The sequence below is a fragment of the Paenibacillus sp. Soil787 genome (assembly GCF_001429545.1).
In the GTDB taxonomy this organism is placed as follows: Bacteria; Bacillota; Bacilli; order Paenibacillales; family NBRC-103111; genus Paenibacillus_E.
In genome coordinates this window covers 87919-101149 of sequence record NZ_LMSP01000009.1, presented here as the reverse complement: position 1 = coordinate 101149, position 13231 = coordinate 87919, and the positions used below count along the sequence as shown (strand labels likewise).

Sequence of the window (13231 nt, the reverse complement as noted above, 5' to 3'; positions counted from 1 at the left end):
CCTGTCATATCAAACTATATGCTAAAACGAATTTTGAACGAGAAAAAAAGACCAATTCGATAACATTGGTCAAGAATTGGTCAAGAACCTTTATTTTTCATGTTTTTTTTAGTTTTGTTTCGGATGAAGTCGCTTTCCGTTGTGGAAAACCTATGCCGCCTGTTTCATCTCATTCATCATCTGTTTGTTAATCTGGTCCACTGCCAGCTTGCTCATGGACAACTTTCTACTTCCACTTCTCCTTGTCTTCCGCCACTTTTACATAGTCATGTGCAACCGCCGCTTCAATAATATCACCTGCGGCCCAGTGTCCTGCGATATCCGTAAATTTCCCTTTATATGTCTCCACCTTACTCGGATCCACTTTCCGTACCAGCGCACGGTTCACGATCACCACGGCTTCTGCACGAGTGACGTTTTTGTCCGGTCGAAACATATCATCTTCATACCCGTTGATCCATCCTTTGACTGCTGCCGAGTCGATATACTTCTTGGCCCAATGCTGGGCACCAACGTCAATAAATTTGTTTGTGATCGTATCCGTCAGAGTTAGTTTGAAATAACTGGTTAAAACGGTCGTTAGCTCTGCTCGCGTAATAGGTTGATTCGCCTTGAAAGTACCATCGTCATAGCCATTCAACATCCCATGCTGCGACAAATAACTGACCGCCTCTTCATACCATGCACCAGAGGAAACATCTTTGAACTTGGAAGGCTTTGCCCCTTCTTTGTTCGCAATAAAACTGTAGAGGATGGAGGCAATCTCTGCTCTCGTCATATTCATATCAGGCTTGAACGAACCATCTTCATATCCGTTGATATACGGAAGATGATGATTGACCTCATTGGGGACGTCTGGATCATTAGGGACATCTGCATGTGAAACTACAGTCGACGTAGCCGAATTATTACCCGGATTAGGGTCAGGTTGGTCAGCAAATGCTGCGAATGACGTACTAATCTGAGCATTAGGTGATATTACTGTTGCTGCAACCTTAAGAGTTAGCTGGCTTCCTGCAGCAACTTTTCCAACCGTCCATTCCCCAGAAGCTTGATCATACTTTCCCTGTGACGAAGTCCCCGATACAAAGGTAATGCTGGCCGGAAGTAAAGCAGAGACCTTGACACCTGTCGCGGCGTCAGGACCTGAATTCGTTAAAGTTGCTGTATATGTAATCAAATCGCCTACTTTAGGCGTTTTATTACTTGCTACTAATTGTAACGATAGGTCGGCTTGCCCATTTACTGAACTCACAGTCGACGTAGCCGAATTATTACCCGGATTAGGGTCAGGTTGGTCAGCAAATGCTGCGAATGACGTACTAATCTGAGCATTAGGTGATGTAACTGTTGCTGCAATCGTAAGTGTTTGCTGGCTTTCTATCAAAACGCTTCCAACTACCCATACCCCAGTAGCTTGATCATACGTTCCCTGTGACGATGTCCCCGATGCAAAGGTAACGCCGGCAGGAAGTAAAGCAGAGACCTTGACACCTGTTGCGGCATAAGGACCTGAATTCGTTAAAGTTACTGTATATGTAATCAGATCACCCACTTTAGGAGATTTATTACTTACTGCTACTTGCAAAGATAAATCGGCTTGCACATTTATGGGGCTCACTGTCGACGTCGCCATGTTATTAACGGGATTCGGGTCAGATTGGTCAGATTGGGATACGATTACGGTAAAAATCTGAGTATTAGGTGAGGCAACCTTTACTGCAATCGCAAGTGTTAGTTTGCTTCCTGCTGTAACTTTTCCAACTCCCCATACCCCAGCAACTTGATCATACGTTCCCTGTGACGATGTCCCCGATGCAAAGGCAACACCGGCCGGAAGTGCAGCAGTGACCTTGACACCTGTCGCGGCATCAGGACCTGAATTCGTTAAAGTTAATGTATATGTAATCAAATCACCCACTTTAGGCGTTATATTACTTACTTCTACTTGCAACGATAAATCAGCTTGCCCAATTACGTTTATGGGGTTGCTTGTGGCTGTAATCGCTGTAACTGTATCTGTCACTGATATGGTTTGACCGCTACCAGGCGTATGCAGCGTAGCTGAAAATGTTCCCACACCATTTGTTAACTTCGTATTTGCAGGTAAACTAGCCGTTCCGTCACTACTTATAAAATTTACTGTTCCGATATAACCGGTATCTATTTCCCCAGAACTATCCAAAGCCCTTACAACAACCTTGAATGAAGTTCCTTCAGCAGCGTTTGCAGGCGTCGATATATAAAAATGTGTGGCCGCAGCGCCATAAACTTTCGGGATCGAGAATGACATGTCGAATAGGAGTCCAAAAAATAAAACAAACACAATAAATAACGAACAGGTCCTATTAAATGTGGCTAACACTTTTATCACTCCTCAATGGATTGCTTAGAACATATTTCCATTGTATCAATAAAAACTCAACCTACAACGGGAACATATAATAAAAATAGGACAATTAAGCTATATAAAGACAGCCTTTGTCCTAAGTCGTGTCATCCTACAACTTAAACACAATGAAATAAACCGATTTCTCCCTAGCCCAGTTTTAGCACTATACAACGTAAATCTAATTGAATACATAGCTGAATTTTCGAAATGAAAAACGGGGGAATCAAATTTTAGGATTTTAATCGCGAATTAAAAAAAGCCCCGAAGGGCTTACTGTGGCAATTTCTTTTTGTAGATCGTCGTCTAGTAACAGTTGCTGTCCTTACTCATGCTGCCATGACTTACTTTTGTATCACATACCAAGTGCCGTGAAGCCGAATATACCCCGTTACATTTACTTGCTTCGGTTTGAACCACCAGATTATCCATTTCATGACTCCACAACCTTTCATGTGAGCGCTATGCTCTGTAGTCTGTCAAATGGTCCAATCTGTTAAGTGATGGGCTAAGAACGCAACCCAAGGAAGTTGCTGGTATGTTTTTTATCTAATCAAATAAAGTGATGCGACGCACAGTATTGGAACCACAAAGAGCATGATCGCGAGTCGAATTGAGATTAAATCTTCGTGTGAGTACACTGAAGCCACAACCTTTCTAAGTATAGTACGATATTTATTCAATTTGAGTCTTGTCGAATCCTTTGATGAAAAAACACTACTTTTGTCAGTTTGCTTTATAAAAAAAGATATACCTCGACATTCCCTATAGGAAGTGCGAGGGTATTTATGATTCATTTTTCACACAATGGGGTAAAAGGAGAGGGAGTCTTTGGGGGCTCTTATTTGTCGTTGATAGGGTGTAAAAGCTAGCTACTTGGAGAAATAAGAGCCTTTGGGAGCTTCTATTTGCGCAGAAAGTGGCTAAAGGAGCGGGATAAGAGTCTTTAGGGGCTCTTATTGGTCGTTGATTGGGTGAAAGCTAGCTACTCAGAGAAATAAGAGCCTTTGGGAGCTTCTATTTGCGCAGAAAGTGGCTAAAGGAGCGGGATAAGAGTCTTTAGGGGCTCTTATTTGTCCATTTATTTTTATGCTTTTTTTATACGGATGCTATAGATTCTTTACCTCATTTTTATACGGTTCGGCGTTACAATGTTTTGGGAAGCATGTGGTTCTGTCTGATTTCAAGGAGGTGCGTTATGTACAATGATGTAACGATGATTTTATTAATGGGGTTAACATTTCTAGGATTTTGGGGATTTTTTAAATTTTGTGAAAAAGTGTGAGCTCATGTACTGCAACGAGGCTATTGACCAATCCTTTTAGGAGGCAACGATATGATTGTTATTGGACTAATTGCATTTGCCATCATGGTGTATCTCGGTTTTGTTTTAGTGAAGCCAGAGAAATTTTAATTGCATAAAAAGAACTTTTGTAAGCAGGGGGAGAACCTACTATGGGTATGGGATTGATACAGGTAATCATTACACTGGGGATTATTATGCTTTTGGTGAAGCCTGTGGGTGGTTATTTGGTTAAAGTGTTTGGCAATGAAAAGAGTCGCCTTGATCGTGTTTTTGGTCCTTTTGAGCGTGTATCCTATCGTTTGATGGGTGTTAAAGAAGAGGAAGCGATGGGCTGGAAAAAATATGTAGGAGCCGTATTATTACTCAATTTGGTCATGCTGCTCTTGATTTATGCGGTATTTCGTCTTCAGAAATATTTGCCTCTCAATCCAGACGGCATCGATAATATGCCATCGGCTTTAGCTTTTAATACAGCTGTTTCTTTTATTACAAATACGAACTGGCAAGCCTACAGCGGTGAAAATACATTGTCCTATTTCTCTCAAATGGTGGCGATTACGTTCCCCATGTTCACATCGGCTGCAACTGGATTTGCAGTGGCGGTTGCTTTTATTCGCGGTTTGATTGGCCGTCAAGATAATCTCGGTAACTTCTACGTGGATATTACTCGGGCGATTACGAGGGTGTTTCTACCGCTTAGCTTCATTGTTGCCTTAGTCTTAGTTTTTCAAGGTGTTCCGCAAACATTGCTGGGAGCCGTGCAGGCTACAACAATTGAAGGAGCACAGCAAACGATTACCCGCGGGCTAGTGGCTTCGCTCGAATCCATTAAGCATATTGGTACGAACGGTGGCGGGTGGTTCGGTACGAACGCTGCGCATCCTTTTGAGAATCCGACCCCTGTATCCAACTTGATCCATATTATTTGTATGATGCTGCTGCCCACATCTCTGGTGTACGCATTCGGGCTAATGATTAAGAACAAAAAGCAAGGCTGGACGATCTTTGCTGCTATGGGGATCATTTTTATCGTGATGTTGTCTACGGTATTCTACGCCGAATATCGCGGTATAACGGCGGTTGATGCGATGGGTGTACACGGCAACATGGAAGGGAAGGAAGTCCGTTTCGGGATTGCTGAATCTGCTCTCTTTACTGCTGTAACTACGGCAGCAACAACAGGTTCCGTTAACAACATGCATGAATCGCTCACTCCGCTCGGAAGCATCGTGCCTTTTGCGGAAATGATGCTGAACAATGTGTTCGGCGGTAAAGGGGTAGGCTTGTTAAACGGCTTGCTTTACCTCATTCTATCGGTTTTCATCTGTGGACTGATGGTGGGTCGTACGCCTGAGTTTTTAGGCAAAAAGATTGAAGGCAAAGAGGTGAAGTTGGCGGCAATCGCCATTCTTATCCATCCGCTCATCATACTGGCACCGACATCTTGGGCGCTTATACGGCCTGAATCCATTACTTCGATAGCCAATCAGGGGATGCACGGGTTGTCGGAAGTGCTGTATGCTTTCACGTCTGGTGCAGCCAATAACGGTTCTGCTTTTGGCGGATTAACAGCCAATACGAACTTTTATAACTTGGGTATCGGTATGGTCATGCTGTTTGGCCGTTACATTTCGATCATCGCGATGCTGGCTATTGCGGGTTCACTAGCTACTAAACGTGTAGTTCCTGTTACGACAGGCACATTGCGCACGAATACACCTTTATTTATGGGGATTTTAATCATGATTATTCTGGTTATTGGTGCTCTAACGTTCTTCCCGGCGCTGGCACTGGGGCCGATTGCTGAACATTTGGCGGCGCGTTAAAGGAAAAACGAGATAGAAAGGAAGTATTCATATGGCTGTGGAACGTAAAAAAACAATGACAAAAGAAATCATGAATCAAGCAATCGTTGATTCGTTTAAAAAATTAAATCCTTGGGCGATGATCAAAAATCCGGTTATGTTTGTGGTTGAGATCGGCACGGTCATTACGCTTCTGCTTTCACTCGCTCCAGATCTTTTTGGTACCACAGAAGTAGGGCGGGGTTATAATATCGCTGTGTTCTTGATCCTGCTTTTCACTTTGCTTTTCGCTAACTTCGCTGAAGCTCTGGCGGAAGGTCGAGGCAAGGCACAGGCCGATTCTTTGCGGAAAACGAAATCCGATACCATGGCTCGTCTGGTTCAAAAGGATGGTTCTTATAAGGAAGTGTCCTCGACCTCTCTCCGTAAGGGAGATGTGGTCCGCATTGAAATCGGTGAGATCATCCCGTCCGACGGTGAAATCATTGAAGGTTTGGCCTCCATTGATGAATCCGCCATTACGGGCGAATCCGCTCCGGTTATTAAGGAAGCAGGCGGTGACTTCTCCTCTGTAACAGGTGGAACACGTGTCGCTTCTGACTATATCGTTGTCAAAGTAACGACCGATCCCGGCGAATCGTTCTTGGATCGCATGATTGCGCTCGTGGAAGGCGCCAAACGGCAGAAAACGCCGAACGAAATTGCTTTAACGACGCTGCTTGCAGTTCTGACTTTAATCTTCTTAATCGTTATTGTGACCATGGTTCCGATGGCGAAGTTTTTGGACGTGAAATTAGAGATTTCCACGCTGATTGCTCTGCTGGTCTGTCTCATTCCAACGACAATCGGAGGTCTTTTGTCAGCTATCGGGATCGCCGGTATGGACCGTGTGACTCAGTTTAACGTGCTTGCCATGTCAGGTAAAGCGGTTGAAGCCGCGGGCGACATCGATACGATGATCCTAGATAAAACAGGGACGATCACATTCGGGAATCGGATGGCTTCGGAGTTCGTACCTGTGAATGGCGTAGCTGTGAAAGACATCACTTTTACAGCTTTACAAGCATCAGTGAAGGACGAAACTCCTGAGGGACGCTCTATTGTGGAGCTAGCAAATAAGCTTGGCGAGTCTTGGCAAACAGCTAGCTATGAAGGCGCAGAAGTCGTTGAGTTTACAGCTGAAACACGGATGTCGGGGCTTAATTTAGCTGATGGTAAACAAATCCGTAAGGGTGCTGTCGATGCGATTAAGAAATATGTAGCAGCTATGGGCGGGAAAATTCCTAGTGATTTAGAAACAATCACAAACCGAATTGCCAAAGCCGGAGGCACTCCGTTGGCTGTCGCGGTTAACGAACGGATCTACGGCGTTATTTATCTCAAGGATACGGTAAAACCGGGCTTAAAGGAACGATTTGCTGAACTTCGTGCAATGGGCATCAAAACCGTCATGTGCACAGGGGATAACCCACTAACAGCTGCGACGATTGCGCTTGAGGCGGGTGTTGACGAGTTTATCGCTGAAGCGAAGCCGGAAGATAAAATTGCCGCGATTAAAAAAGAGCAGCAAGAAGGTAAACTCGTAGCCATGACAGGCGACGGAACGAATGATGCTCCTGCACTTGCTCAAGCCGATGTAGGTTTGGCGATGAATTCAGGCACGATGGCTGCGAAAGAAGCTGCCAACATGATCGATCTGGATTCCGATCCGACCAAGCTGCTTTCTGTCATCTCCATCGGTAAACAACTGCTGATCACTCGCGGAGCTTTAACAACATTTTCTATCGCTAACGACATTGCCAAGTATTTCGCGATCATTCCTGCGATGTTTATTCTAGCTATGCCGCAGCTGCAGGCCTTGAATATTATGAATCTGGCTTCGCCGGAATCAGCTATTTTATCAGCGCTCATTTTCAATGCTATCATCATCCCGCTGCTCATCCCAATTGCCATGAAAGGTGTTAAGTACCGGGCGATGTCAGCAAATAAATTGTTGTCGCGTAATATTCTGATTTATGGTCTGGGCGGTGTGGTCGTGCCTTTCATCGGGATTAAAATCATTGATATGGTGCTTCACGGATTAAATATCGTTTAAAGTGAAAGAGAAACGAGGAGATAGCGTTATGAAATCGGTTTTTATAGCTGTTCGGGTATCATTATTTTTCATGATCGTCTGTGGGCTCATCTATCCTCTTGTAACGACGGGTATAGCTCAAGTTTTATTTCCTAAACAAGCGAATGGAAGTCTCATAGAATCAGGCGGTGGCGTGATTGGATCGGAATTACTCTCTCAAGCCTTTGAGTCTCCGAAACTCTTCCATCCAAGAGAATCTGCAGCCAAGTATGATCCGACTGCCTCGTCGGGCTCCAATACAGCTGTGGCTTCGAGTGATTATGCTGCGGCAATGGCAGAGAAAATCGATGCCTTGAAGCAAGAAAATCCTAATCTAACGGAAATTCCAGCTGACTTAGTCACTGTCTCCGGTTCCGGTTTTGATCCGGATTTGTCTCCAGAAGGGGCAAAGGCTCAAGTGCCTAGAATTAGCAAGGAAACGGGGATTTCCGAGATAAGTCTCAATGACCTGATTGATAAGCATTCAAAAGCGCGCCAACTCGGGGTTTTCGGTGAGCCAAGAGTCAATGTGACCGAATTAAATATGGAACTGCTTAAGCTAGTGAAATTGTGAGATAAGCAGACAGCCACTCTCGTTTATCATGAGAGTGGTTTCTGCACATTTTAGGGAGAAGGGAGAATGTTGCCATTTGGAAGGTTTCAAAAGAAAAACACCGGAAGAAATCCTATATTCCATCTCTAAACTGCACCGCGGCAGTTTTAAAATATATATCGGCGCCGTTAGTGGATCAGGTAAAACCTATCACATGCTTCGCGAAGGGCAAAACCTCAAGCAGCAGGGGATCGATGTGGTTATTTGTGCCGTATCGACACTCCAAAGACCGGAAACTGTGGAACAATTGGGGGATCTGGAAAGGGTACCAAGCATTCACTGGATCAAAGATGGAGTCGAGCAAAAAGATCTCAATTTGGATGCATTAATCGAAAGAAACCCGGAGGTCGTCCTTGTAGACGGATTAGCTCATTGTAATCGAGAAGGCGCACAGTTTCCGTCCCGGTTAGACGATATTAAGTTTTTACTTTCCAATGATATTAGTGTTATTACTACGGTGAATGTGTATGAGCTGGAAGAGGCGATGGAGGTTGCTCATAAACTAACAGGCATTGAGGTAGGGCACTGCGTTCCCTCAGATACGTTGGAACTCGCTGATGAGGTTCGATTAATCGACGCGACGCCAGAAACGATTTTAAATCGAATGGAAGAAGGCCATTTAATAGGGAATAAAGATACAGCTTTATTCAAACGCGGTAATTTAGGCGTGCTGCGTGAATTGGCGCTTCGTCTTGTTGCTGAGGATGTTAACGTTTCTCTGGAAGAACATCGCGAACAAATGGGGATTCTGGGTCCATCTGGAGCGACAGAGCGCATTCTAGTAACGACGCAGTATCATTGGAACGGATCTATCTACGTGCGAAGAGGACAACAGATCGCTAAGCGATTGAATGGTGATCTTCATGTGGTTACGCTGCGTAATTTTAATAAACCGCTCACCAAAGAGGCGGCCACTTTTCGCAGGTCCATTATGAAGCTTGTCCAAAAAATAGGCGGCAAATTTGAGGAGCTGCCCTTTGGGAACCGTCGCAGTATCCCTCAAATATTGGTGGACTATGCGATAGCCCATCATGTAACACGCATTGTATTAGGTCATTCTAAGCAAACCAAATGGCAAACTCTTTTACAAGGCTCCGTCATCAATGGTGTGTTAAAAAGAACGACAAATATCGATGTGTTCTTGATTGCTGATCGTGCTTCTCAGGAGGGTGAGCGCATTCTGCCTGCCCATATCCACTCGCTGAAGGAACCTTATAAATATAAACGATTGAGCAAACAAGAAGTAGAAGCGAAAATCGGAAAAATCAAACGAGGTAGATTTAAAGTCTATATTGGAGCTGCCCCAGGTGTCGGTAAAACGTATACGATGCTTCGGGAAGGCAATGATTTGCTCAAAAAGGGGATTGATGTGAAGATTGGCTTACTTGAAACCCATGGAAGAAAAGAGACCATCGCACAGATTGGCGAACTTGACATCATACCGCGGGCAGAAATCCTGTATCAAGGTGTAAAGTTGGAGGAAATGGATACAGAAGAAATCATACGTCTTAGACCGGAAGTGGTTTTGGTAGATGAATTAGCCCATTCGAATGTACCCAGCAGTAAGTATAAAAAGCGGTATGAAGATGTGCTGGAAATTCTGGAAGCGGGCATATCGGTCATAGCAACCTTTAATGTACAGCACCTGGAAAGCTTAAATGATGCCGTGGAACAAATTACGGGTATCAGGGTTAGGGAAACGGTTCCCGATAGTATTCTTCGCATGGCGGATGAAGTACAGTTAATCGACGTTGCCCCCGAGGCCTTACAGCTTCGCATGAGAGATGGCAAAATTTATGCAATGGTAAAGGTAGATCAAGCGCTGAACAATTTCTTTAAAACGGGGAATCTGATCGCTTTACGGGAACTCGCGCTGCGCGAAATCGCTGATGATGTAGATGAACGTCTAGAATCTATGGAGCGCAAGAGCTCGCTTCGCGGCCCATGGCGAAGAAAAGAAGTTATTTACGTATGTGTCACGGAAATCTCACAAGCCGATCGCTTAATTCGTCGCGGCTTTCGGATCGCACATCGGCTTAAAGCAGCTTGGCATGTAAGCTTTGTTGCGATGGGAAGTTCAGAGGAGTGGAGGCGAAAACTAGAGTCATTGGAAAAGCTGACCATTAGGCTCGGAGGCGAGTTTTCGTATCAAGAGGTGGCTAACCGCAAACATATTCCGCAGGTGTTTGCTTCCAAAGCAAGTGAGGCGGGAGCGACTCAAATTATTGTGTGGAAAGACGCCATTGTCAAAAAGCTTGTGCCGCTTGCAAGTGCAATGGATGTGCTGATTGTTGCCGATTACGAGATGTGGCAAACTTCGGGAAATAGGGTAAAATGAACTTATGGAGAATAAAACAAATGAATTTATTAACTGGAAATCTTATGTTATTATCGCTATTTATATTACAGTATCGACCCTATTTCTAAGAGTTTTTGGTCTTTTTTTGGATTTAGTTAATATTGCGCTTCTCTATTTATTTCCAGTTCTTTTTAGTGCTGTAAGATGGGGGAGGGGCCCCTCCTTTTTTGCAGCGGGAATGGGGATATTAGCGTTTGATTTCTTTTTTGTGCCTCCCGTCTTTAGCATGACGGTTGCAGATTTGCGTTATGTGATCTCTTTTATTGTATTTTTTTCCGTTGCAGCCCTTACGTCAAGCCTAGCTTCAAAGCTGCGGAGTCAAATCCATCAAGCCCAGCAGAGAGAAGCAAATACGGCTGCTCTGTATGCGCTAAGTCGTAAGATTACAGCCTTTTCAGACTTAGATGTGCTATTGAATCAGATTGTTCAGCATATATCCGATACGCTTGATGCTAAGGCTGCAATCATTTTGACAAACCAGTTGGGTGAACAGCAATTAGAAGCCTACTCGAAGGATGGCGGAGATTGGGCTAATGATGAATCTCACCTGTCTATCGCCGCATGGGTGAACAAACATAATTCCATTGCGGGTCGAGGGACTCATACACTCAGTGAATCATCGGATCTGCATGTCCCCTTAGCTACGGATCATCAAGTTCATGGCGTGCTTGCTGTTCATGTGGGCGATAGACATTTGCCGGATATGCCAGAGCTTATTCGGATCATCGAAGCGCTCTCGGATCTTGCGGCCGTTGCGATATCTCGCGTTAAACTCGCGAATGAAGCCAAGGTGGCACAGTTGACCGCAGAATCAGAGAAGCTGCGGACCGCGCTGTTGGATTCGCTTTCCCATGAATTGCGAACGCCTCTGGCAACCATCATTGGTTCAGTAACCGGACTTCTGGAAGGGGAAGACGTCTTCGGTCCTGAAGATCGACGAGAGTTGTTACTAACGACTCGCGAGGGAGCTACCCGAATGAACCGGTTGGTAGGCAATTTACTGGGGATGGTTCGGATTGAGAGCGGCATGCTGCGTTTAAATAAACAGTGGTGCGGGATAGAGGATATTGTAGGTGTTGCGCTTAAGCAATTGAACGATGCTTTGCTTCATAGAATAGTAAACATACGTCTTGCTCCAGATCTTCCATCGGTACCTCTAGACGAAGTTCTTATTGAACAGGTGTTGATTAATGTAATTAGTAATGCCATTAAGTATTCGCCTGATGGAAGCGAAATTGTAATTGAAGCGGATCACAACCAAGACATGCTGGATTTGACCATCAAGGATGAGGGTGCAGGCATTGCTTCAGCTGATCTGGAGCGAGTATTTGAGAAATTTTATAGAGGACATTTAACCAAACATATCCCTGGTACAGGGCTAGGGCTTGCGATCAGTAAAAGCATTGTAGAAGCACATGGCGGCCATATTGCAGCTAAGAATAATGGTAGGAATCGAGGAACAGCTATTCGGATAAGCTTGCCTTTACAATTCGCTGAGAAAGACGGGGATGAGAATGACAACCACAGGGGCGAAGATCTTAATCATTGATGATGAACCACAAATTCGAAAATTACTGCGCGTCACTTTAACGGCACATGGTTTTGAAGCCGCTGAAGCTTCCACTGGTCAAGAAGGCTTGCTGCAGGCTACGATGGTGCGTCCAGATCTTATTGTCTTAGATCTAGGATTGCCTGATATGACAGGCATGGACGTGCTGGCGCATATCCGTGAGTGGTCGCAGGTGCCGATCATTATTCTTACGGCTCAAGACCAGGAGCAAGATAAAGTTGCTGCCTTGGATCGCGGCGCCGACGATTATGTAACGAAGCCGTTTGGCATGGGCGAATTTATGGCCCGTATGCGAGTTGCCTTACGGCATATCGCCAAGACGCAGGACGAACCGGTGTTGAAACTGGGTCATTTAGTGATTGATTTATCTCAACGCAGTGTAGAGCTGAATGATGAGAAACTCAAATTAACACCTACGGAATACGATTTGTTGAAAGTGCTCGCCCTGAATGCCGGACGAGTGATGACTCATAAACAACTGCTCAAACAAGTTTGGGGCGGCCAGCAGTATGAGTCAGACAGCCAGTACCTGAGAGTGTATGTCGGTCATCTGAGGAAAAAGATTGAAGAAGATCCAACAAGACCGAAGTATATCCTTACGGAGCCTGGGATTGGATACCGGTTCGCTTGGCAGGAAGGTTAAAGAGTAGGAAGGGGCTGTTATTATCTTGTGAACTGTGCTCCATTCGTGGGCACTTAAAAGAAAGAATCTAAATTATGCTGTTTAGAGATAGCTCCTGTATTCGTCGGGGCCATCTTTTTCTTGTCGTATAGGAAATTATGATATTTGCTTGTTGTGGATAAAGCGTGCATAAAGTTGGGGATAAGTGGTTTATCACCCGCAAGGGCTATGAGGAGTAATCCCAGTGGGTCAACTACTATGAATATGTGGGCTCTTTCCAAAGTCCCGGATTTGGTTTGAGCACTGTTTCTGTTTCGATGCTTGGAAATTATATATGAAAAATCATATAGAAAATTCCCTGGGCTGGCTAAAGTGAAAAATCTATGTGAACAGCAAAAAGGACATAACCCGTTTCCTGGTCGTGCCCTCTTGTCCTGAATGCAATGGAACATTG

8 protein-coding genes are annotated in these 13231 nt (G+C 44.7%); 7 read left to right on the top strand and 1 reads right to left on the bottom strand.

Translation table 11 applies throughout. The features are described from left to right. Positions 1 to 226 precede the first annotated feature (226 nt). Positions 227 to 2365 carry an S-layer homology domain-containing protein gene (locus ASG93_RS11210; RefSeq protein WP_056831880.1) on the bottom strand — a complete coding sequence of 713 codons (2139 nt, stop codon included), beginning with the start codon at positions 2363 to 2365 and terminating at the stop codon, positions 227 to 229. 1360 nt (positions 2366 to 3725) lie between these two features. Between ASG93_RS11210 and ASG93_RS37155 the strand changes: the two genes are divergently transcribed. The 7 genes from ASG93_RS37155 (at position 3726) to ASG93_RS11180 (ending at position 12798) form a co-directional block, all read left to right on the top strand. Further along, on the top strand, positions 3726 to 3803 hold the full coding sequence (locus ASG93_RS37155) for a potassium-transporting ATPase subunit F (protein ID WP_082562338.1): 78 nt from the start codon (positions 3726 to 3728) through the stop codon (positions 3801 to 3803). 47 nt (positions 3804 to 3850) lie between these two features. Beyond that, positions 3851 to 5521: a potassium-transporting ATPase subunit KdpA gene (kdpA, locus tag ASG93_RS11205; RefSeq protein WP_056831934.1), complete on the top strand. Its 1671-nt coding sequence runs from the start codon at positions 3851 to 3853 to the stop codon at positions 5519 to 5521. Positions 5522 to 5552: 31 nt separating this feature from the next. After that, positions 5553 to 7595, top strand: coding sequence for a potassium-transporting ATPase subunit KdpB (gene kdpB / locus ASG93_RS11200; protein WP_056831878.1), 2043 nt, complete (start codon positions 5553 to 5555; stop codon positions 7593 to 7595). Positions 7596 to 7623: 28 nt separating this feature from the next. Further along, on the top strand, positions 7624 to 8187 hold the full coding sequence (gene kdpC, locus ASG93_RS11195) for a potassium-transporting ATPase subunit KdpC (protein WP_056831876.1): 564 nt from the start codon (positions 7624 to 7626) through the stop codon (positions 8185 to 8187). A 76-nt stretch (positions 8188 to 8263) separates the two neighbouring features. After that, positions 8264 to 10564, top strand: a complete 2301-nt coding sequence (locus tag ASG93_RS11190) for a histidine kinase (protein ID WP_056831874.1) — start codon at positions 8264 to 8266, stop codon at positions 10562 to 10564. Positions 10565 to 10568: 4 nt separating this feature from the next. Further along, on the top strand, positions 10569 to 12134 hold the full coding sequence (locus ASG93_RS11185) for a DUF4118 domain-containing protein (protein WP_056831872.1): 1566 nt from the start codon (positions 10569 to 10571) through the stop codon (positions 12132 to 12134). Further along, on the top strand, positions 12100 to 12798 hold the full coding sequence (locus ASG93_RS11180) for a response regulator (protein WP_056831870.1): 699 nt from the start codon (positions 12100 to 12102) through the stop codon (positions 12796 to 12798). The genes ASG93_RS11185 and ASG93_RS11180 overlap by 35 nt, the downstream gene beginning before the upstream one ends. Positions 12799 to 13231 lie beyond the last annotated feature (433 nt).